Source organism: Corynebacterium sp. KPL1818, from assembly GCF_000478135.1.
GTDB classification, from domain to species: domain Bacteria; phylum Actinomycetota; class Actinomycetes; order Mycobacteriales; family Mycobacteriaceae; genus Corynebacterium; species Corynebacterium accolens.
This window is the reverse complement of sequence record NZ_KI515758.1, coordinates 976,476-997,571: the sequence shown is the minus strand read 5'-3', so window position 1 is coordinate 997,571 and position 21,096 is coordinate 976,476. Positions and strand designations below refer to the sequence as shown.

Genomic DNA, 21,096 nt, shown 5'->3' with positions numbered 1-21,096 from the left:
ACTTGACGCCCTAAGATATCCATCACTTATACCTTCAAATTAATGAGGCCCAGCTAATCATTGTGGCGCCACGACCAGCTGACGCGGCGCACGTCCTCATCGGCGCCGGCGAACTCCGCCGGTTCGCGGTCGATGCTCACAAAGAGGTAGGAATCCGCAATCTGCTCGATAAGGCCGCCGCCCCATTCGGCGATGACGACGGCATCGGCAAGCTCGGTATCCAAATCCAAGGCATCCAGCTCCCCCAGGGGATCGCCGGAATTGGCCCCGCCCTCATCCAAGAGGCGGTACGCATCCACGTGCACCAAGTCCGGTCCCCCAACCCGGGAGCGGTGCACGCGGGCGATGACGAACGTGGGCGAGGTAATCCGGCCCTTGACCTGCAAGCCCTGCGCAATCCCCTGCGTGAAAGTGGTCTTTCCCGCACCCAATGGGCCATCCAAGATGATGACATCGCCAGCTTCTAGTGCGGCGCCCAGTTCCTTGCCGCAGGCGTGGGTCTGTTCCACCGTTGCCAGATCGCGGGTTCCAGTCTCCGGAAAATTACTGCGCATCGACCTCTCCTATATATTCGCGTTCGGTGCGGCCGGTGGGCCGGCACACCACTTCATAGTTGATGGTGCCCACGGCATCAGCAAGCTCGGTGGCAGACATGCCGCCCTGGCCAAAGATGGTCACCTCATCCCCGGGGGCAATGCCGTGCGAGTTTTCTCCTAAATCCACCACAATCTGGTCCATGCACACCCGGCCTACCTGGGGATACAGCCGCCCGCCGATGCCCACCTGAAGGTGACCCTGGTACGCGCGCGGCAGGCCATCGGCATAGCCACAATCCACCGTGGCCAGGAACCCTGGCTTATCCGCGCTCCAGGTACGCCCGTAGCTGGTGGCCTCATTCTTATCAATTGGCTTGACCCCGAAGACATTTCCGGACCAGGTCATTGCCGGGCGCAAGCCATGGTCCCGCCCAGCGATGGGCTCGAGCCCATAGCACGCAATCCCCACCCGCACCTGCTCAAAGTGCGCCGACGGGCGCGAGAGCGTGGCCGGCGAATTGGCCAAATGATTGACCGGGCACTCCAAACCGGCCGCGCGCGCCGCATCCAGGGCGCGCCGAAACTCTTCTTCCTGGGCGTCATTATGCGCGTTGTCTGGATCGTCCGCGCAGGCAAAATGGGACATCAGCCCCAGGACGCTAATATGCGCGGCATCCCGAAGTAGCGCAATGACCTCATCCCACTCCGCTTTATCCACCCCAGAGCGGTGCATCCCGGTTTCTACCTTGATGTATACCTCGGCGGGGATTTCCGCTTCTACCAGCTTGTGCGCCTGCGCCGGAGAATTGACCGCAATCTGGATTCCACATGCCAGGGCCTCTTCTAGCACCTGATCCGACTGCCAGATCCACGCCGCAATGGGCGAATCCACCCCCATACGCCGCAGCTGCACTGCTTCTGTCAGCGTGGCGACGCCAATGGAATCCGCCCCTGCTTCCAGCATCACGGGCACGACCCTTTCTACGCCGTGCCCGTAAGCATCCGCCTTCACCACGCACATCAGCTTGACGTCTGGGCCGATCTTCTCCTTAATCAGCCGCACATTATGCGCGATGGCAGCAAGGTCAATTGTGGTTTTCAGCATGCCACTATTGTGCCACTTTCCACCCGCGCGCTGAATTTACTGCAGATACGTATAAACCCCTCCCCCGCCCGTGCAAGCAAGGGCGAGAAAGGGGTTTGCGGCGCTGGAAAGGTTATTCCACGGTCACGGACTTAGCCAGGTTGCGCGGCTGGTCAACGTCATATCCCTTGGACTTTGCCACGTGTGCGGCAAAGATCTGCAGGGGCACCGTAGCAAGGAGGGGCTGCATCAACGTCGGTGCCTTTGGCACGCGGATGACGTGGTTAGCGTAATCCTCTACCGCGGTATCGCCTTCTTCTGCGATCACGATGGTGATGGCACCGCGGGCGCGGATTTCCTGGATATTGGATACCACCTTGGAGTGCAGCGAATCGCGCCCGCGCGGGGAGGGGACGATGACAAAGACCGGCTGGCCCTCTTCAATCAGCGCGATCGGGCCATGCTTGAGCTCGCCTGCGGCAAAACCTTCCGCGTGCAGGTAGGCGATCTCCTTGAGCTTCAGCGCACCTTCAAGGGCAACCGGGAAGCCCACGTGGCGGCCCAAAAAGAGCACGGATTCCGCATCCTTCATGGAGTTAGCCAGGCCGGCTACCTGCTGTTCTTCATCGATGACGCTTTGTACCTTATCCGGCATATTGCGCAGCTCAGCAAGAACCCCCTGAATTTCATCAGAGAACATATTGCCGCGCAGCTGTGCCAGGTACAGGCCCAGCAGGTAGGTCGCGGTAATCTGCGCCAAGAAAGCCTTGGTTGAGGCCACCGCGATTTCGGGACCCGCGTGGGTGTAGAGCGCCGCATCGGATTCGCGCGGAATGGACGAGCCCTGCGTATTGCAGATGGCGATGACCTTCGCTCCCTGCTGGCGGGCGTGGCGCACGGCCATCAGGGTATCCATGGTCTCGCCGGACTGGGACAAGGCCACGACCAAGGTCTTCTCGTTGACGATCGGATCGCGGTAGCGGAACTCGTGGGCGAGCTCGACCTCGGTGGGGATGCGGCACCAGTGCTCGATGGCGTACCGCGCCACATGGCCGGCATAGGCCGCCGTGCCGCAGGCGATCACGATGATCTTATCGATGGACTTTAAGACCGATTCATCGATGCGCAAGTCATCCAAGGTCAGCTGGCCCTGCTCATCAAAGCGGCCCAACAGGGTATCGCGCACAGCGGCGGGCTGATCGTGGATTTCCTTTTCCATGAAGGAATCAAAGCCACCCTTTTCAGCGGCAGCCGCGTCCCACTTGATCTCAAAGGACTTGCCCTCGGTGGGGTTGCCGTCGTAGTCAGTAATGACGACATCGTCAGCGGTGATGGTGACCACTTGGTCATTGTCCATTTCCACTGCGGACTTGGTGTAGTCAATAAAGCCCGAGACGTCAGAGCCCAAGAAGTTCTCGCCCTCGCCCAAGCCGATGACCAGGGGCGAATCGCGGCGGGCGGCAACGATGCGATCCGGCTGGTCAGCGTGAATGGCCAGCAGGGTAAACGCACCGTCGAGGCGCTTAGCGGTCAGCTGCATTGCCTTGGTGAGATCCCCTGCGGCGTCGTTGTGGAAAACATCACCAAGCAAAGCAGCCGCAACTTCGGTATCGGTTTCAGAAACGAAGTTATAGCCCTTGTTCAACAGCTCGGTGCGCAGCTCCGCGAAGTTTTCGATGATGCCGTTGTGCACCACGGCCAGCTTGCCACCGTCAACGACGTGCGGGTGTGCATTGAGATCGGTCGGACCACCGTGGGTGGCCCAACGGGTGTGCCCGATTCCCAAAACGGAATCCTTCAGCGGACGGGCTGCGATCTCATCGTCTAAGGCAGCAACCTTGCCCGCCTTCTTCCGCCAGCTAATCTCCCCATCGGCGTACATCGCCACACCAGCGGAGTCATAGCCGCGGTATTCCAGTCTGTGCAGACCTTCCACGACTACATCCAGAGCGAAGTATTCGCGGTCACCGCTAGCGTGACCAACATATCCAACAATTCCACACATAAAAAGGAATCCTACCTCATTGGTCAACACGAACCGGGGGTTGGACTAGGGCCTGTTATTTATGACCGCATACTAATTCGGGCCGTTTATAGTTACCGAAAACTGGCCTTCGCACCGCTAGTTTTCGCACCCTCGGTGAGCAACCCTCCCGCGCTGCAGCTGACCGGGTTGCGGGAGAAGAGGGGGCATCGGCAAGCAGCCGCGCCCCTTCCCTGTCGGACCACTAACGCGTGGCGCGCTCCAGCATCTCCAGGACGTGGTGGTAATCCTCGCCGGTGGCGCGGGTCATGCCCAGCTCACACGTGCGGTTGGTCGAAGCGTGACACTGCGCGCCCAGCTCCGTGACCTGGGTGGCCTCGGCGCGGGTGGCAGACTCCGTGAGTTCCGGGTGGAGCATGCCGCGGTCACCGGCATAACCACAGCAAGTCCAGGCGGTGGGGATATGTACCTCCGTGGCTGCAGCACGCGCGACCTTTTCTACATCCCCCATCATGCCGAGCTGGAATGCCGAACAGGTCGGGTGAATCGTCATCGAACCCACCGGCTGGGTGGTCTCGAGGCGCGGCAGCAGCGTATCTGCGGTAAAGCTCAGCGCATCGATGACGGTAATGCCAATGGATTCCAGCATCTCCTGAAAGCCCGCGGTGCAGCTGGAAGCATCGACGATCACGGGAAGGCGGGTATTATCTGTGGCCTCCATAATGCTCTCGCGCACGCGCTGCTCCATGATGGCGTGGCCTTTGCGCATGCCCTTTGATGCCCATGGAGTTCCGCAACAAAGCTTCTCGATGCCCTTGGGGATCTCCAGCGCGATCCCCGCCCGCTCCAACACGGTGATGAAGGCTTGCGTTGCACCCATGCCCTCGCCCTGCGGGGCGAACATGGAGTTTACGCAGGCTGGAAGGTAGATTCCCGAGGTCTCAGCGTAGCGATCTCCCACGCGCCCGGCCAGGCGCTCGCGGGACTTGCCGCCCTTGCCGAGCTCCGGCTGGTATCCCGGCACAGTATCGGGGCCGATGAGCGAGCGGGCCACATCGGTGACTTTCGTGACCAACTGTGCCGGCAACATGTGCGCGCCGGTTAGCGCCGTTGCTGCACCACGGCTGGTGACCTGCCAATTCTTGGCGGCAGTAGACCAAACCTTTTCTTCTGCGGCCCCAGCATTCTCGTGGCGCAGCTTCTTGATGAATTTACCGGTATCAATGCCCACTGGGCAGGCGGTTAGACACATAGAATCCACGGCGCACGTATCGATGCCCATGTACTCATAGGCCTCATCGAGTTCTGCAACCAAGTGTGTATCGCCACTTTCTTGCGCCCGCTGGCGGGCACGGCGCACCACGATGCGCTGGCGTGGGGTCAAGGTGAGATCCCTCGACGGGCAGACCGGCTCGCAATAGCCGCACTCAACGCACGGGTCGATTTCTTCTTCCACCGTGGGGTTGAGCTTGATATTTGTAATGTGTGCATCGGGGTCATCGTCCAGGATGACGCCTGGGTTCATGGTCCCGGCGGGATCGCAGGCGCGCTTGAGCAGCTGCATGACCTCGTAAAGCTCATCGCCGTACTGGCGGCGCACATACGGGGCCATGGCGCGGCCGGTGCCGTGTTCGGCCTTGAGGTTTCCCTCTGCCGAAAGCACCAAGTCCACCATTTCCTCATTGAAGTTGTTATAACGGCCAATGGCGCTATCGCCTTCGAAGCGGTCCGTTAGAAGGAAGTGGATATTGCCGTCTTTCGCGTGGCCGAAAATGACCGCATCGTCGTAAGAATAGCGGGTAAAAAGCTCCTGCAAGGAGGAACAGGTATCGGCCAAATCGCCCACCGGCACCACAACGTCTTCCAAGAGCGCCGTGGTTCCTGAGGGCCTCGCTTCTGCCACCTGGGCATACAGGCCCTTGCGGAAGTTCCACGCGGCGGTGCGGGTGGGAATATCGGCAGAAAATTCCGCCGGTGATTGCAGGTCCAATTCGCGCAATAGGGACGAGCCCTTGTTCTCTTTTTCCCGCAGCTCTTCTTTGTCATCGGATTGGTACTCGATAAGCAGCGCGGCCTGTGAATCCACATCGAAGCCGGTAATGGCCTGTGGGACCTTATCGAATCCTTGACCCACGCGAATGGAGGCAGAATCCATTAGCTCTAGGGTGGCGGCACCGGTCTCAACGAGCGCAGGCAGCGCCTTCGTAGCGGCGGAGAGATTATTAAAGACCGCCACGGTGGTCGTCGTGAGCGCAGAGATGGACACGGTGCGAAAGACCGCTTCCGCGATAAACGCGAGCGTTCCTTCGGAGCCAACCAACAGGTGCTCAAAAAGCTTGACTGGGCTATCAAAATCCAGGAAGGAATTAAGCCCGTAGCCCATCGTATTTTTCAGCTGGAAGTGGCGGCGGATGATATCTACTGATTCCTGGTTATCGCGCACGCGGCGCTGCAGGCGGGTCAGCGTATCCACCAGCTCGGGTTCTTGCGCCTGGAATTGCCGGTCCGCATCCGCGTCCGCAGTATTGATCACCGTGCCAGAAGGCAAGACAAAGGTCAGCGATTCCAAGGTGTTATAGGTATTGAACTCGGTGCCGCAGGCCATGCCGGAGGAATTATTCGCCACCACGCCGCCGATGGTGCAGGCCGCTTCGCTGGCCGGGTCTGGGCCGAGCTTGCGGTTGCGCAGCCCCAAACGCGCATTGACCTGGCGCACGGTTGCCCCTGGCTGCACGCGCACCCGCTTGCCGTCATCGAGGACTTCTATGCCCCGGAAATGCTTGCGCACATCCACCAGGTAGCCCTCGCCGGAGGCCTGGCCGGCCAAGGAGGTGCCGCCCGAGCGCAAGGTCACCGGAATACCTTGCTGCCGCCCCGCTTTGAATATGGCGGCCACGTGTTCTGCCGAGCGCGCTTCAATCACGGCCTTCGGGGTGTAGAGGTAGTGCGAGGCATCGGAAGCATAGGCCACCCGGTCGATGATGCCGGTCTTTACCTCCGGCCCATCCTGCGGAAATAATTGATCGATCTTAAGGGTGCCGGTAGTCATATGCGGCGACCTGCCTTCCCAGAGAAGCATAGAGAATGTTACCTAGTGCACATTTTCGCCCGCCTTCTCGCCGCCGCGCAAATAAGGCAACCCATATAACTTCGGCACCGCCAACCCCTTTTGTCCTCCGCGAATCCCCCGCATGTGCCACTCGCCACCCCTTGCCACCAGCACGGGGTGATCTTCATCTATCCTAGAATGCGTGTCTGCGAATTTGAATAAACACTTAGGAACGTTATCGAAGCGTGGCCGCAACCGCGTGCTGGTTGGCGACCTCGATTATGCGGGTATTACCGGCAAGGTTTATACCCCTGCGGAAGGCCAAGGCCTGCCCGCCGTCGCCTTTGGCCACGATTGGATGCACAAAATCAAGGATTACCACGCCACGCTGCGCCACCTCGCCAGCTGGGGCATCGTCGTGGTCGCCCCCAATTCTGAGACCGGCATGTTCCCCGATCACCGCAACCTGTCTGCAGACATGGAATCTGCGTTGCAGATCGCCGCTGGGGTAAAGCTCGGAACCGGCAATATCACCGTATCGCCGGGCAAGCTCGGCATGATTGGCCACGGCATGGGCGGCGGCACCGCGGTTTTGAGCGCGGTTGATAACCCGAAGGTCAAGGCCGTCGCGGCTATTTATCCTGCCGTGACCGCCCCTTCCGCCGTTGAGGCTGCCCGCAGCCTCGATACGCCGGGCCTGGTTATTGGCTCTAGCCGCGATGATATTTTCAATGCCGGAAACCCCGCCAAGCTGGCCTATAACTGGCGCGGCCAGGTGGCCTACCGGGCCATCGATAAGGGCACGCAGGCCGGCTTTAGCGAAGATCGCTTCCGCAAATTAGCCATCGGTTCCGGCGCCTTCCAATCCGGCCCCACCGAAATCGCCCGCGGTCTCGTCACCGGTTTCTTGCTCTCTACCCTTGCCGGCGAGTCCGCCTATGACGGCTTTGCGGATCCTGAGGCGAGCGCGAAGAAGGTAGAAAGCTTGACCGGCGATGACCTGGCCGAGCGCGCCGGCGTTGCCCGCGATGACTAAAAGCTAACCCGCTGAACTAGGCCTATCCACGTCGCAGCACAGATTTCACCTGCCCCGATGCGTTATTGACACGCGTTGGGGCAGCACTATTTCGGCGCCACGTTCCAGCAGCTGCTTGCCGATGCCCCACCGCATCACCGTCCCTTCCCCCGCGCTGCTCATTTTTGGCCTGCTGCACGGCCTTGGCCGTGGACTTTTCTAGCTCGTCTTGGGCCTTAGCCAGGCTTTTTTCAAATTCCAACATGCGCCGCGCGGTGCGCTCGCGAAATCCCTGCGCGAATTCTGCGAAATCGTTATTCATTACCACTGCCCTGCCTTTCGTGCAGTCACGGATGGTTCATCTGAGCTTGGCGCTGGCGCAGGCTCGGGGGCCGGGGCTGGTTGCGGGGCTGGGGCCTGTGGCTGCGCAGGTTCCGGTGCCGGTGCTGGTGCAGGCTCAGGTTGAGGCTGCGGCTCTGGCGCAGGTGCTCCAGCTCCAGCGGCTTCCGCTGCCTGCAGGTGCTGTACCTTTTCTGGAGGCGGGGCCGGCTCTTCCACCTGGGAAAGCTCCGGAGGTGGCTCAATTGTTCCGTCTTCCGGGCAGGGTTCAGGCGCGGGCTCGGGCTGCGGCTCAGGTTCTGGGCACGGCTCCGGTTCTGGTTCTGGTTCTGGTTCAGGGCAAGGTTCTGGTTCAGGCTCCGGTGCGGGCTCGGGTTCCGGCTCAGGCGCAGGTTCCGGTTCAGGCTCTGGGCAATCTGCATCGGCGATATTTTCCAGGCACTCCGCAGCACCCTCAATGATGAGGCCTACGCCCACCAAAGCGATTCCTGCACCGACGATTCCCAAGCTGCCGCTGCAGGAGGACTCGATGTCACAGGCCGCATCATCTTCCACGGCAGCCGGTGTTGTTGGTTCTTTTTCGCATTCAGAATCTTCCGGCACAGGCTCAGGTACTGGGTCCTGTTCTGGCTGCGGTGCGGGTTGTTCCTGTTGTTCTGGTGGGCAGTCTTGTGGTTTGGGTTCCGGCTCAAGATTCGGATCTGCGTGCGCCGGAGTGGTCGTGGATTCGTTCTGTCGAGGCGGCTCGTTTACGAAACCGCGGCACTGTTGGCACTGGCACCCGGAAGGGTGCTGCTCAGGTGCGGGTTCAGGAGCCGGCTTCGGAGCCGGTCCTGGTTTCGGCTCCGGTTGCGGCTCGGGAGCTGGTTTCGGCTCGGGCGCGGGTTGCGGTTGCGGTGCCGGCTTCGGGTCTGGCCTTGGCTCCGGGGTCGGCTCTGGCATCGGTTCCGGCTTGGGCGGGCACTCAGCGGTAGATACGGGTTGCGTCGGCTGCGCTGGCTGTGGCGGGTTGGAAGTGGTGTCGCCCCCGCCATCGGGCATCGGGCGCGTGGGAGCTGGCGTATCTGGGCACTTTTCCACTGGCGGTGGGCAGGAATCCTCCTCGGCCTCTGCCGGCTCGGGGCATTCCTCAGGAAGAGGCCGCTCACAGACGCATTCGCAGCGGGATTCAAACTCGTCATAGCAGGATTCAATGGCATCATCGCGGTCCCGGCACGTGCTGGCGATGGAGTCATTGGTGTCATCGATGATCTTCGCACCAATAGTGGAGACGATGGGAATAATGAACTTGGCCAGCGGGTGCCTGGTAGCCACCATGGACAAGATATTGAGCAGTGGGATTACCGCAGAAATCAGCTCGGTGAGTGCGGTATCGGAGGTATCGACGACATCGGAAATAGCGCCCGAGCATTGCTTGGCAGAGTCAGTAAGCTGCTTGCCTTCATCGCGGTGGATATCAAAATCTTTTTGAATGCCGGTCAGGTGCTCGCGCAAGGTGCCATGGGCGACTTCGGAATCATCCGTGCGCAGAAAATCCGCAAGCCCCTTTCCACCACTGTGCGGGAGATTTCCTCCCACCGCGGAGATGGTATGGCGCAGTATGTTTTGTGGGGCGATTCCATCTACCGCGCTGATGAGCTCACTCAGAAGCCCCAAGGGCATGCTGGGGCCGGAGTAATTTCCCAGGCAGGCCAATTGGAACTGCGAAATGGCGGCGGAATAATCCCCTAAAAGCGACTTAGTCAGCGTACTCATTAGTCCACTGCCTTTCCGCTTTCTCCTGCAAAGGAGCGGCTAAAGTCGGCATCGTACGTGGCGAATGCGCGCATCTGATCGTGCGCTGCCTGACCCGTGGCAGAGATATTGTCTAAGCGCCACGTTCCATTGTCATGAATGCGCGCGAGGATGCTGCGTATGCGCTCCCCGTGGCCGGAAAAATTCCGCCCAGCCGAGGCAACGGGAAAGTCTGGAACATCGGCGCGGTGGGCTTGGCGCTGTTCATCGTTGGCGCTTATAGCTTGTTGTAGTGCGGACATCGCCTCTGCGGGGCGAAGAAAAACCTCAGACATCGGTATAATCCCCAAATCCATATGCGGTAAGTGTGCTCACCTTCATTGGACTGGGGTTTATACCAAATGGTTCCCGGTACTTCTTATTTTCCTGCCTATACCGAGGCGACGACGGCAGAAAGCCTACCCGCCACCTTGCGGGCATGTTCCTCTTCTGCAGCTTCCACCATGACGCGGAACAGCTCTTCGGTGCCAGAGGGTCGGAGCAGGACGCGGCCGGTTTCCCCGAGCTCTTCTTCTGCCTCGACGATGGCCTGCTTGACCTCGGCAGAATCCATGATCGCCGCCTTATTGGATACCGGAACGTTGATGAGCACCTGCGGCAATACGGTCATCACGGAGGCCAATTCCTTCAGGCTCTTTCCGGACTTAGCCATACGCGCCATGATGGAAAGGCCGGTGAGGGTGCCATCGCCGGTAGTAGAGTCATCGGGAAGCACGACGTGCCCAGACTGCTCGCCGCCCAAGGAGAAATCGCCGCGGTGGAGCTCTTCGAGCACATAGCGATCGCCCACCGCCGCGTGGCGGACCTCAATGCCTTGCTCCTCCATGGCAAGCGTCAGGCCCAAATTGGACATGACCGTGGCCACGAGCGTGTTAAAGCGCAGGTCATTGTCTTCCTTCATCCCTACTGCGAGCAAGGCCATGATCTGATCGCCATCGACGACGTTGCCTTCGGCATCGACGGCGAGGCAGCGGTCCGCATCGCCATCGTGGGCAAGGCCCAAATCGGCACCATGCTCGAGCACCGCTGCCTGGGCTTTTTCAATATGGGTAGAGCCACAATTTTCGTTGATATTAAAGGCATTGGGCCGGTGGTAGATCGGGATGACCTCAGCGCCTGCTGCTTCATAGGCGCTAGGAGCAACCTTTGAGGCCGCGCCATTGGCCGTATCCACAACCACCTTGATGCCGCTCAAGTCAGTGGAGACGACCTCCTTCAGGTGCGCTAGATAGCGCTCACGGCCATCGGGCGCCTCCGAGATAATGCGGCCCAGCTTGGTGCCCGTCGGGCCCTCCTCAACGAGGTTATCCATCGCGGCCTGAATCTTATCTTCCACGCTATCCGGCAGCTTTTTGCCGCCTGCGGAGAAGAACTTAATGCCATTATCTGGCATCGGGTTATGGGAGGCAGAGATCATCACGCCGAGATCCGCTCCGTAATCATCCGTCAAAAAGGCGATGGCTGGGGTAGGAAGCACCCCCACGCGCACCACGTCCACACCGCGGGATGCCAAGCCAGCGGCGATAGCGGCATCGAGCATTTCGCCCGATACACGGGGGTCACGGCCGATGATTGCCAAGGGGCGGCGCTCATAAGATTCGCGCTGCGCAGTAAAGACCTCTGCAGCCGCTTGTCCCAGCGTCAAGGCCAAAATGGGAGTCAGCTTTTTATTCGCGAGGCCGCGAACTCCATCGGTTCCAAATAGTCGAGTCATGCAGACAATTATGCCTTGTTAGTCCCGCGGGTCGCATGTTTGGGGCATCGGCAAGCAGGCCAGTTGGGTAACCAACATCACGAAAAATGTCCTTGTGGTGAAAAGGAAAATTTGCTTAAAATCGTATTTTTTGGCTTTTATATGAAATTATTAGCTAGGTTATACTTCACTCTTTTGCCCTAGAGAGGATCAACGATGAACGAACCTAGATCTTCAGGTGACAAGTCACCTGAAACTACCTCGCAGAAGGCTCGCTCAGCCATTGCGAAAGCCGCTTCTGGGGAACGCGCTATTCATCCAGCCCTCATTCCCGGAGTAAGTGTCGAAAACACCCGCGCCGATTTCAAGACCAATAAAACTGTCTTTGCGGTGGCCTTGGCATCAACAGTTGGCATTATCCTGTGGGCCATCATCGCCCCAGATAATCTGGCCAACACAGGAAGCACCATGCGGGCATGGGTCGTCCAAAACTTTGGATGGCTATTTACGATCATCATGATTGCCACCACGGCATTCCTGCTGACCATTGCCATCGCCCCAACCGGCAAAATTAAACTCGGCGCCGATGATTCCAAGCCCGATTTCTCCCGGAACGCCTGGATCGCCATGCTCTTTGCCGCCGGTATGGGAATCGGCTTGGTCTTCTACGGCCCGATGGAGCCACTTGCCCTATTCTTGACTCCACCGCCGTATCTCTCCGGTGTCGAATCCGGCAGCCAAGAAGCCATCCTTCCTGCCTTTGCCCAGGCGGTTCTGCACCACGCTACGTTGCCGTGGATGATCTTTGCGCTGGTGGGCGGCGCGCTTGCCTATGCCGCTTATCGACGCGGCCGCATCCCGCTCATTTCCTCGCTATTTGAACCCCTCATTACGGATTCGAATAACCGGGTATTTGGAAAGATCGTCGATATCTTCGCAGTGTTGGTCACCCTCTTCGGCACGGCTACCTCCCTGGGTATCGGCGCGCTGCAGATCCGTACGGGTACCTCTATCCTTACCGGCAAGCCCCTCGAAGGCAACGGAATCATGGTGGTGATCATTACGATCCTCACCATCCTTTTCATTCTTTCCGCAATGTCCGGCATCAAGCGCGGCATCCGCATCCTGTCCAATATCAACATGGGCCTGGTCATCGGACTCGCGGTCTTCGTGCTCATCACTGGGCCGACGCTCTATATTCTGGACCTGCTTCCCGCCTCCCTGCTGCAGTTTTTCAAGCACTTCGAAGACATGATGTCCCTGTCGGCCTCCCAGGGTGAACCGGAAAAGGAATTCGTCACCGCATGGACCATGCTGTACTGGGCGTGGTGGATTTCTTGGTCGCCCTTCGTCGGCATGTTCATCGCGAAGATTTCCCGCGGGCGCACCATTCGCGAATTCGTCTTCGTCATCATGCTCGTGCCCACCACCCTGTCGCTTTTCTGGTACGTCATCTTTGGTGCCACCGCAATCAAGACCCACCTGGACGGGGATGGAATCGAGATCGAAGGTTCCGGCGAGAATGTGATGTTCGATCTCATGAGATCGCTACCGCTCTCTAGCATCACCACGGTCATCGTCCTCCTCGCTGTGGTCGTCTTCTTCAATACAGCCGCTGACTCCGCTACCAACGTCATGGGCTCCATGTCCCAATCAGGCCGACCAATTCCCTCGACGTCGATTTCCGTTATTTGGGGCGTTGCCCTGGGTGGCATTTCCTTGTCCCTGCTGCTCATCGCCGGCAAGGATGCCCTGAGCGGCCTGCAGTCCATCATGGTCTCCAGCTCGCTGCCGTTTACCTTCATCCTCATCGGCATCATGGTGGCGTGGGGCAAGGACTTGGCACGCGACCCAGCAATACTGCGCAGGAAATACGCCCATGCTGCCATTGAGCGCGGCACCCACCTGGGACTCCAAGAGCACAACGGCGACTTCGTATTCAGCTCTTCCGCCGTTCCAGAAACCCACGGTGCCGGGGCAGAAATTGAAAACGATGACCCGTACCTCCACGAGTGGTACACTATCAACGCATCGGATGAATACCTCGCAGAGCAGGCAGCCCTCCGCGAAGAGCGCCGCGCCGAGCTCAAGGACTTTGCACAGAAGAAAATCAAGGGCAAGGACGCAGAAGACGATGAATAATCTCCCTGCCTAACCGGCCTTCTCCTCTAGGCTCTAGGTCCCTAGCCCGCCTCCATCGCGCTGCGCATTAGCGCTCACCGCGATGAGAGGCGGGCTTTTCTCTGTCCCTACAGTCCGTGGCGCGCTGCGGCGTGCGAGCGCTTCATCGCGACCCGAGCTGAGCGCCTTTGTCTCGCGCAAGGCTAAGCCTCAAGAGGCCGGCCAGGCGGGGTTTGGCCGGCCCAACCTAAGGGGACATCGGCAAGAGCGATAAAACGACAAAGCCGCCGCCTCCCAGAATGGGAAGCAGCGGCAATGTATGGCGCTTGCGCGCGCAGTAGAAGCGAGATTAACGCTTGGAGTACTGCGGTGCGCGACGTGCCTTGTGCAGACCAGCCTTCTTACGCTCAACTGCACGAGCGTCACGGGTGAGCAAACCAGCCTTCTTCAGGGTGGAGCGATCAGCCGGGTTGTAGATGTTGAGTGCACGAGCGATAGCCAGGCGCAGGGCGCCGGACTGACCGGTCGGGCCACCACCGTTAACGGTGACCTTCAGGTCAAACTGGTTCTCGCGGTCCAGCAGGGTCAGCGGGGTGAGGATGTCCTGCTGGTGCAGCTTGTTCGGGAAGTACTCAGCGAACTCGCGGCCGTTGACCACGATCTGGCCGGAGCCAGCAACGAGGCGAACGCGAGCGACGGCGCGCTTACGGCGACCGACGGTCTGAATTGGGCCCTCGTGAACCGGAGCAGCGGCCTCAACCTCTGCCTCGGTCTCAGCGTTGGCGCTAGCCAACGAATCACCGATGGTGTTGGTGAACTCTTCGGTAGCGGCGCTTGCTGCAGCGATGTCAGCAGCCTCGGCTACATTGTTGTCGATGTTCTGCTCAGCCATTACTGTGCCACCTGCTTAAACTCGAAGGTTTCCGGCTTCTGACCGGCGTACGGGTGCTCATCGCCTGCGAAGACGTGCAGCTTCTTGATGGAAGCGCGGGAGAGCTTGTTGTGCGGCATCATGCCGGCAACAGATTCTTCGATAACGCGAACCGGGTTGGCGTCCAAAGACTGACCCAGGGTCATGGACTTCAGACCGCCCGGGTAACCGGAGTGGCGGTAGCGCATTTCGCGGTCGCGCTTGGTGGAAGAAACGTGAATCTTGTCAGCGTTGATGATGATCACGTGGTCACCGGTGTCAACGTTGGGTGCGAACTGTGGCTTGTGCTTGCCGCGCAGCAGGTCTGCCACGGTGGAAGCAAGCTTGCCCAGCACCACGTCAGTAGCATCGATGACGTACCACTTGCGGGTGATGTCACCGCTCTTTGGGTGGAAAGTAGACAAAATGACTCCTTGAAAGTCTGTCTCGGAACTGCCGGCCAGCGCTAAGCATCCATTCGCTTCCCAACAGCGGCCGGTGGAGACCTGCGGGAAGCGCTTCGCCAGCTGCTTGCCGACGAGCGAACACATAGGGCTACAACTCTAGCCGCTACCGGGGTAAAAGACCAAAACGCCGAAACCGGCACCTTTCCAGAAAGAAGAGGTACCGGTAAAAGAGGTTCTATGTGGCGGTTTGTGCAAGTAGCGCGGTAAGGAGACGGCGGCTGCGTTCGCCTCCTGCCGGATGGATACGGGCACGGGCACCGCCCGACTCCCCTACTGCGCTTTAAAGAAGCAGGCTAGATAGATGCTGCCAAGGGTGCGTTAACCCCAGCTAGCGGCGGCGCGGCGGTTGACATCGCTCATGGCGTCATTGCCCTGGGACACGGTCTTGGAGATGGTTGCCAGCACGGTATTGAGTTCTTGTGCTGCCTTATCCCACTTGGCCTGGGCCTGGTTATAAGCCACTGCGGATTCACCTTCCCAGGTGCTCACCATGGGCTGGAGGCGGGACTTGAGGTCGGCCAAGGTGCTGTTGATGCGGCCGGAGGTGGCGTTGATATCAGCTGCGGCAGAAGAGATGGCGCCGAATTGGTACTTAATTTCGGACATGGGAAAAATGCTTCCTTTCGAAGTTGTTGGTGGAGGTGGCTGGGTTACAGGGCGAGGCCGCCGCCAACATTGGAGAAGGCCTGGGTGTTTTCGGCTTCGACGTTGTCAAAGTTGTGGGCATTGCTGCGGATGTTTTCAGAAATCGAGGTCAATGCCTCGCGCAGTTGCTGCGCGGAGGTGTTATAGCGCTGCATCAAGTTATCGAATGAAACCTGCGCCTGGCCGGCCCAGCTGCCGCGGACAGAATCAACTACACCCTGCAGGCGGGTGAGCTCGCCTTGGACCTCGTCATTGGTGTTATCGACGCGGCCGGCGGTAGAGACCATGACATCGGCTTGTGTCTTAAAAGTCTGAGACATAACAGTGCGCCCCTCCTTAGGGCGGGAAGAGATGTTGAGTGTGATTTCCCCCGAAAAAGCTTCTGTGCTTTCTCACCGTTATTGGACTGTGCTCAGACCCATTTGGTTCCCGGGACGTTAAAAACTTTTCTGTTTATTTCTTACTCAGGGATTCGGTGGCCATCCGGCACGCGGCTTTTTGCACGGCATTGGCATTATGACGGGTATGGCACCCCACCGACATGTGGTGCCCGGTATCTTCCCAGATGGTCCATTCCACAACGGAGCCATCGCCGGGGTCTTCTATATAGTGCAAACGCCCTGCGTCCTCGGATACATCGCGCAGTTCCGGATCCTTGTCTACCTGCGCTTTGATTTCACCAAAGAGCGCCTTGGCCGGCACGTTAAAAAGCGAGTCCGCCGCTAAGAGAATCCTTAAATCAGGGTCTTCTCCTGTGGCGGTCACTAGGCCTTCCTCCACAGTGGCCTGAAATCCGGTGGGAAGGACGACGGAGAGCCCTTCGATATCAAGGCGCTTTTCGCCTGGGTTGAGCTCGCCGTCACCGCCCGCGTCGCCAGCCGCGTCCGCGTTGTCATCGCTGCCACCACCAGATTCGTCCGTCGGCACGGAATCGGCGGCGCTCGCAGCGGTGGCACTTCCAGCGGTGGTGCTGGCCTCGCCGTCTTCCTCATCATTGGATGCATTCGCTCCCATGGCCCACCACGAGGCACCGATGACGGCAAAGATCACCACGACGATGGCGACGTGGAACATATCGATGGCACCTATCCAGCCGCGCAGCTTATCGGCCCGCCGCGTGCCTGTCCCCTGCCCTTTTTCTGCTCGCGCACCAGTTCCCGGGTCAGCCGTTGTTTCCGTGCGGTCCGTGGAAATATCCATCTGGGCGGTGGGCGCGGATTCTGGGGCATCCGCAAGTGCCGATGCCGCCGCTACTGCCGACGGTGCCCCTGCCTCGCCCGCAGCCGATTCAGCCTCTCGTGCTGGAGTTGATTCCGGTGCGGGTGTTGCTTCCTGCTGTCGCACGCGGGCGCCGGCTACATCGAGTTGGCGGGTAAGGATGGTGACGGCCTCGCGGGAGACTGCGGTGCCAGAGGGGTCCGCGATGACGGATACGTCCACGTCCGGCCAAGCGGATCCAGCGATCTTCGCGATCTGGTCCATGACGTGGCCTAAGGCCTTGCCTTCTACGATGCCGGTCCCAGCAAGATCGTAGCGGTACACGGTTTCTGGGCCTTCAAAGATGGTGGCCGCATCCATAACGGTCACCGTAATCGTTGCCGTTGCTGCGGAGATAGGCGTTTCTGTAGACATTTATTCTTCTCCTTCCCCGTAAACCACTTGGGCGATTCCCAGGTTTTCGCCGCGGATGCTCCACTGCCCGCGCCCGGGCGGCTGGTGGCTGGGCTTGAGGCCGAAGATGGTGCCTTCGTCGCGGTCGGCATCGAAAAGCAGGAATGCGGGTTGCAGATCGCGCACCGCGGAAAAGAATTGGCCGAACAGCGCCCGGCCAATGCCGCCGGATTTTCGGGCGATGACCATGTGCAAGCCGATGTCCCGCGCGTGCGGCAGAAGATCGATTAAGGGTGCCAAGGCTATATCGCTCACCAAGTCCGCATCATCGATCACCACGTAAATATCCGGGCCCTTCCACCAATCGCGGGCGGCGAGTTGCTCTGGGGTGATATCCGGCCCAGGCAAGCGTTGTTCCAGCGTGCGCACGGTATTGACGATTGCCTCCTGCGCACTTGATTGCGTTGCGGCATAGGCCGCCACCATCTCCTGATCTAGCGTGCCCAGGTGGGCGCGGCGCTGATCGATGACCACCAGCCGCGCCTCCTCCCGCGGAAGGCTACTAATCCCGCGCATTATCTGTGCCAAGAAGTTGGACTTGCCGCAGCCCTGGGCGCCGATGGCAACCAAGTGCGGTTCGCGCTCCGGATTCCACGCCAGGGTGGAAAGGTCGCGCCCACCGATGCCCCACGGGATGCCGCCAGTAGATGCTTCGCCATGGGCGGCGAGCGCCTCTGGTGTTAGAACCGCGGGCAGCATCTTCAACCGCGGGGCGGGAACGGCGTTTGCATGCACGCGGCAGATATGGGCAATATCTTGATTCGAGGTGTGGGCGAGCAGCATATTTTCGCCCGCCTGTGTCAGCCCCCTGCCCGGCGCGCTGGGCAGTTTTTGCTGCAGCTTGCGGTCAATAAGCGAATCGAGCGCCTCGCCCAAGCGCAGCTCGAGGCGGTTCGCAATGAGATCCCTAATCGCCGGGCGCATCGTGGTCCACCGGGAGGTCGCGATGACAACGTGGACATTGGCGGAGGCGCCATCAGCGACGATATCCGTGATGGATTCGGCTAAATCCTCAAACTCCGCATTGGATGGACCGATGTGGTGCCAGCCATCGATAATCAAGAAGGTCTCGCGCGATTCCGGCCGGCGAATAAACCCGGCGACCTCATCGACGATGCGGCGGATCTTTTCGCCTTCTTCGCGCCCGGCTACCCCGGCAACGTGCGGTAACCGGTCTAGGGCCGCTAACTGCCCGCCGCCCAAGTCGATGACATAAAAGCGGATATCTTCCGGCCGCCGGTTAAGCGCCAAGGAGGAGACTATCGTGCGCAGCGCACCGGACTTGCCGGTTTGCGGTCCCCCGCACAGTGCAAGGTGGCCGCCGTGCTGGTGAAAGTCGATGACTAGTTGGTCTTGGCGCTGGTAGTACGGCCTATCGATAATCCCGATCGGCGCGGATAGTTCCGCTGCGGTGGACTCCGCGCCCTCCATATCGAGGGACGATAGTTCAATGACCGGTGGCAGCGGAGGTAGCCAGATGCGGTGGGCCTCCTGGCCGCGCGCGGCGGCCTCCTCGCCGGCGGCGCGAACCACCTCAGTAAGAACCGATGTGGATTCATCCATCACCACAGCAGGAGAATTCTGTGCAGCGGCATCGTCCTGCGCCCATCCCGTAAAAAGCTCCACCCGGCGCGGCGGGCCGGAAGGATTACCTTCCAGGTCCGTGGCCGCGTGCATCCCCGCGCCAGGTGCAGCCCGGCGCGCGAGCGGCCCTGATACGTAGGAAGCCTGAAAGCGGGTGAGATCCTCGGCATCGGATTTCAGGTAACCGGCGCCGGGTTGGCCGGGAAGGTGGTAGGCATCGGTCACGCCAAGGACCTGGCGGGATTCGGCGGAGGAAAAGGTTTTCAGGCCGATTCTGTAGGACAAGTGGGAGTCCAGCCCCCGCAAGCGCCCTTCCTCGAGCCTTTGGGAGGCCAAAAGAAGGTGCACGTGGAGGCTGCGCCCCAAGCGCCCCACGGCAACGAAGAGCTCGGCGAAGTCCGGGTGCTGGCCCAAGAGCTCGGAAAATTCGTCGACGACGATGACCAGCGCCGGCAAGGGCCCATAGTCCCGCACGGCATTCGCAGAAGCGTTGTACTCGCCCACATTGGCAAAGTTGCCGGCGGTACGCAGGAGTTCTTGACGGCGGTTCATCTCCCCGGAAATGGCATCGTACATGCGCTCTACCAGGGTGGATTCCTCTTCAAGGTTGGTAATGACCGCGGAGGTATGCGGCAGGCGATCGCAGCCTAAGAAGGTCGCACCACCCTTGAAATCTACCAACACGAGATTGAGTTCATCCGGGCTATGCGTGGCGGCAAGTGCGGTCACCAGGGTGCGCAGGAGCTCAGATTTACCGCTGCCCGTCGCCCCGATGCATAGGCCGTGCGGCCCCATTCCGCCATGTGCGGATTCTTTGAGATCCACGGTTACCGGCTGTCCGATGGAATCGATGCCGATGGGCACCATGAGCCGCGAGGCGCCATCGCGCCCGTGCCACATGCCGCTAGCGGCCAACTCATCCACGCCGCTGTAGCCGAGCAGCCCCAGCAAATCATTGCCCCGGCGCCCCGAGGTGCTATCGGGGCGGCGAAAGACCGCCATCCGGCGGGCCATAATCGTGGCCGCGGCAGTGCCCAAACTATCGGGTGTGCCTAGTTCTTCCACGCCCGCGGCCGTGACCGCCTGCAGGGTATCCGCCGCGACGAGGCACAGGCCTTCTTGTTCCGCGCGCAGGCTCAACGCAGACGACGGCGCGCCGCCTACCTCAATGACGGTGGTATAAGAATCGCCGTGGAAGGAGTCTTCGGTGCCGGTGGCCAGGAGGGCATCGACAAGCACAATGCGAAACCGCGCCTTATCGGGCTCCCGGGTATGCGGCAGCCATTTTAGCCACTCCCACTCGCCGCCGATGGCCTCAACCCCGATGGTCTCGGGACCGTGCGCCAGGGCTAGCTGCATGACGAGGGCGCGCACCGTATCGCGGGCATTATCGCCGGTAAAGGATAAAAACCTAAAGGCCTGCAATTGGATCACCACCGGGAGATCCGGCACGGTGCCCACCGCCTTGATGGCCTGGCGCATGCTCACCGCACAGACCGGGTCCAGGTCCTCGGTCGCACCAGAATCAGGCACGTTGATGGGCGTGCACAACGTGGTGGGCCCAGTGCCCACGCGCACCTCCAAGGCATCCGGATCATCAGGCCCACGCTCCCACATGCGCCGCGATCCCACCAGCGGTTCCAGCCCCGCCGGATCCGGATGCCGGTACAGCTCGTGCGCACGCTGCGCACCGGCATTATCCAGCGCCTTTTCCCGCAGCGCCTTAATGTGGCGCAAGTAGGTCCGCCGGGTTTCATCCGGGTCCTGCCCGCTATTGTGCGGCCCAAACATCATGGCCATACTGGCCAGCATCATCAGCGGAAACATCAGGGATACCGGGCTGATATGCCGCGAATCGCCCGCGCCCAACACCATCAGCGCCACCATGCCCAACATCGCGGCGATCATCACGATGGGCAGCAGCAGACGCACCAGCGGCACCGGCTGCGGGCGCACCGCTTCCGGAACTTCCTCTGCCTCGATGGTGCCGGTGGGAAGCGGCGGTGGCGCGTCCCTGAGCGGCATGGACAATGGCTCCACGATGTGGGTTTCCCCGATCCCAAGCATGGGCAAAATCCTCCCCCGATCCACACGCTTAGCGCCCTTGGCCCCCTGCCAAGATTCCCCGCGCTGCGGTGGACACGACGCCACCAGTAAGCCACAATATGTGGCATTGGGCAAGGGGGACGCCCACAATCTTTAGA

At 60.3% G+C, this 21,096-nt stretch carries 16 protein-coding genes; 2 read left to right on the top strand and 14 right to left on the bottom strand.

Going from position 1 to position 21,096, the window contains the following annotated elements; genetic code table 11:
- Window positions 1-53 precede the first annotated feature (53 nt).
- The 4 genes from tsaE to HMPREF1261_RS04675 all read right to left on the bottom strand — a co-directional run bounded on the left by tsaE (window position 54) and on the right by HMPREF1261_RS04675 (window position 6,653).
- Window positions 54-554, bottom strand: a complete 501-nt coding sequence (tsaE, locus tag HMPREF1261_RS04690) for a tRNA (adenosine(37)-N6)-threonylcarbamoyltransferase complex ATPase subunit type 1 TsaE (protein WP_023030139.1) — start codon at window positions 552-554, stop codon at window positions 54-56.
- Entirely contained in the window at window positions 544-1,641 is a 1,098-nt protein-coding gene (alr, locus tag HMPREF1261_RS04685; RefSeq protein WP_023030138.1) for an alanine racemase, read from the bottom strand. The genes tsaE and alr overlap by 11 nt, the downstream gene beginning before the upstream one ends.
- A gap of 112 nt (window positions 1,642-1,753) precedes the next feature.
- Window positions 1,754-3,625 (bottom strand): glutamine--fructose-6-phosphate transaminase (isomerizing), encoded by a 1,872-nt coding sequence (gene glmS, locus HMPREF1261_RS04680; protein ID WP_023030137.1) that lies wholly within the window; start codon window positions 3,623-3,625, stop codon window positions 1,754-1,756.
- Window positions 3,626-3,848: 223 nt separating this feature from the next.
- Entirely contained in the window at window positions 3,849-6,653 is a 2,805-nt protein-coding gene (locus HMPREF1261_RS04675; RefSeq protein WP_023030136.1) for an FAD-binding and (Fe-S)-binding domain-containing protein, read from the bottom strand.
- A 202-nt stretch (window positions 6,654-6,855) separates the two neighbouring features.
- On the opposite strand from HMPREF1261_RS04675, the gene HMPREF1261_RS04670 reads away from it, so the two are divergent.
- Window positions 6,856-7,689 (top strand): dienelactone hydrolase family protein, encoded by an 834-nt coding sequence (locus HMPREF1261_RS04670; protein WP_023030135.1) that lies wholly within the window; start codon window positions 6,856-6,858, stop codon window positions 7,687-7,689.
- A gap of 22 nt (window positions 7,690-7,711) precedes the next feature.
- Here the strand turns inward: HMPREF1261_RS04670 and HMPREF1261_RS04665 are convergent, their stop codons facing one another.
- From HMPREF1261_RS04665 to glmM, 4 genes are all read right to left on the bottom strand, one after another.
- Complete coding sequence (locus tag HMPREF1261_RS04665; protein WP_023016768.1) at window positions 7,712-7,990, bottom strand: hypothetical protein; 279 nt, start codon at window positions 7,988-7,990, stop codon at window positions 7,712-7,714.
- Window positions 7,990-9,762: a hypothetical protein gene (locus tag HMPREF1261_RS13185; protein ID WP_023030134.1), complete on the bottom strand. Its 1,773-nt coding sequence runs from the start codon at window positions 9,760-9,762 to the stop codon at window positions 7,990-7,992. The genes HMPREF1261_RS04665 and HMPREF1261_RS13185 overlap by 1 nt, the downstream gene beginning before the upstream one ends.
- Window positions 9,762-10,076, bottom strand: a complete 315-nt coding sequence (locus HMPREF1261_RS04655) for a hypothetical protein (RefSeq protein WP_034657918.1) — start codon at window positions 10,074-10,076, stop codon at window positions 9,762-9,764. The genes HMPREF1261_RS13185 and HMPREF1261_RS04655 overlap by 1 nt, the downstream gene beginning before the upstream one ends.
- 95 nt (window positions 10,077-10,171) lie before the next feature.
- Complete coding sequence (gene glmM / locus HMPREF1261_RS04650) at window positions 10,172-11,515, bottom strand: phosphoglucosamine mutase (RefSeq protein WP_005277129.1); 1,344 nt, start codon at window positions 11,513-11,515, stop codon at window positions 10,172-10,174.
- Between the two features lie 195 nt (window positions 11,516-11,710).
- Between glmM and HMPREF1261_RS04645 the strand changes: the two genes are divergently transcribed.
- The gene (locus tag HMPREF1261_RS04645) at window positions 11,711-13,636 is read left to right on the top strand and encodes a BCCT family transporter (RefSeq protein ID WP_023030132.1); all 1,926 of its coding nucleotides are present in this window, start codon (window positions 11,711-11,713) and stop codon (window positions 13,634-13,636) included.
- Window positions 13,637-13,964: 328 nt separating this feature from the next.
- Here HMPREF1261_RS04645 and rpsI read toward each other — a convergent pair whose 3' ends face one another.
- The 6 genes from rpsI to HMPREF1261_RS04615 all read right to left on the bottom strand — a co-directional run bounded on the left by rpsI (window position 13,965) and on the right by HMPREF1261_RS04615 (window position 20,959).
- Window positions 13,965-14,507: a 30S ribosomal protein S9 gene (gene rpsI / locus HMPREF1261_RS04640; protein WP_005277123.1), complete on the bottom strand. Its 543-nt coding sequence runs from the start codon at window positions 14,505-14,507 to the stop codon at window positions 13,965-13,967.
- Complete coding sequence (gene rplM / locus HMPREF1261_RS04635) at window positions 14,507-14,950, bottom strand: 50S ribosomal protein L13 (RefSeq protein ID WP_034653789.1); 444 nt, start codon at window positions 14,948-14,950, stop codon at window positions 14,507-14,509. Before rplM ends, rpsI begins: the two co-directional genes overlap by 1 nt.
- A gap of 360 nt (window positions 14,951-15,310) precedes the next feature.
- Window positions 15,311-15,598, bottom strand: coding sequence for a WXG100 family type VII secretion target (locus tag HMPREF1261_RS04630; RefSeq protein ID WP_005277116.1), 288 nt, complete (start codon window positions 15,596-15,598; stop codon window positions 15,311-15,313).
- A gap of 44 nt (window positions 15,599-15,642) precedes the next feature.
- Window positions 15,643-15,957: a WXG100 family type VII secretion target gene (locus tag HMPREF1261_RS04625; protein WP_005277114.1), complete on the bottom strand. Its 315-nt coding sequence runs from the start codon at window positions 15,955-15,957 to the stop codon at window positions 15,643-15,645.
- A 133-nt stretch (window positions 15,958-16,090) separates the two neighbouring features.
- Window positions 16,091-17,269: a type VII secretion-associated protein gene (locus HMPREF1261_RS04620; protein ID WP_023030131.1), complete on the bottom strand. Its 1,179-nt coding sequence runs from the start codon at window positions 17,267-17,269 to the stop codon at window positions 16,091-16,093.
- The gene (locus tag HMPREF1261_RS04615) at window positions 17,270-20,959 is read right to left on the bottom strand and encodes a type VII secretion protein EccC (RefSeq protein ID WP_023030130.1); all 3,690 of its coding nucleotides are present in this window, start codon (window positions 20,957-20,959) and stop codon (window positions 17,270-17,272) included.
- Window positions 20,960-21,096 lie beyond the last annotated feature (137 nt).

Excerpts from the sequence above, each read along its gene's own strand:
- rpsI (WP_005277123.1), bottom strand. The coding sequence starts at position 14,507 with ATGGCTGAGCAGAACATCGACAACAATGTAGCCGAGGCTGCTGACATC.
- HMPREF1261_RS04645 (WP_023030132.1), top strand. The coding sequence starts at position 11,711 with ATGAACGAACCTAGATCTTCAGGTGACAAGTCACCTGAAACTACCTCG.
- glmS (WP_023030137.1), bottom strand. The coding sequence starts at position 3,625 with ATGTGTGGAATTGTTGGATATGTTGGTCACGCTAGCGGTGACCGCGAA.
- HMPREF1261_RS04630 (WP_005277116.1), bottom strand. The coding sequence starts at position 15,598 with ATGTCCGAAATTAAGTACCAATTCGGCGCCATCTCTTCTGCCGCAGCT.
- HMPREF1261_RS04655 (WP_034657918.1), bottom strand. The coding sequence starts at position 10,076 with ATGTCTGAGGTTTTTCTTCGCCCCGCAGAGGCGATGTCCGCACTACAA.
- HMPREF1261_RS04625 (WP_005277114.1), bottom strand. The coding sequence starts at position 15,957 with ATGTCTCAGACTTTTAAGACACAAGCCGATGTCATGGTCTCTACCGCC.
- HMPREF1261_RS13185 (WP_023030134.1), bottom strand. The coding sequence starts at position 9,762 with ATGAGTACGCTGACTAAGTCGCTTTTAGGGGATTATTCCGCCGCCATT.
- HMPREF1261_RS04665 (WP_023016768.1), bottom strand. The coding sequence starts at position 7,990 with ATGAATAACGATTTCGCAGAATTCGCGCAGGGATTTCGCGAGCGCACC.
- glmM (WP_005277129.1), bottom strand. The coding sequence starts at position 11,515 with ATGACTCGACTATTTGGAACCGATGGAGTTCGCGGCCTCGCGAATAAA.
- alr (WP_023030138.1), bottom strand. The coding sequence starts at position 1,641 with ATGCTGAAAACCACAATTGACCTTGCTGCCATCGCGCATAATGTGCGG.
- HMPREF1261_RS04620 (WP_023030131.1), bottom strand. The coding sequence starts at position 17,269 with ATGTCTACAGAAACGCCTATCTCCGCAGCAACGGCAACGATTACGGTG.
- HMPREF1261_RS04615 (WP_023030130.1), bottom strand. The coding sequence starts at position 20,959 with ATGCTTGGGATCGGGGAAACCCACATCGTGGAGCCATTGTCCATGCCG.
- HMPREF1261_RS04675 (WP_023030136.1), bottom strand. The coding sequence starts at position 6,653 with ATGACTACCGGCACCCTTAAGATCGATCAATTATTTCCGCAGGATGGG.
- tsaE (WP_023030139.1), bottom strand. The coding sequence starts at position 554 with ATGCGCAGTAATTTTCCGGAGACTGGAACCCGCGATCTGGCAACGGTG.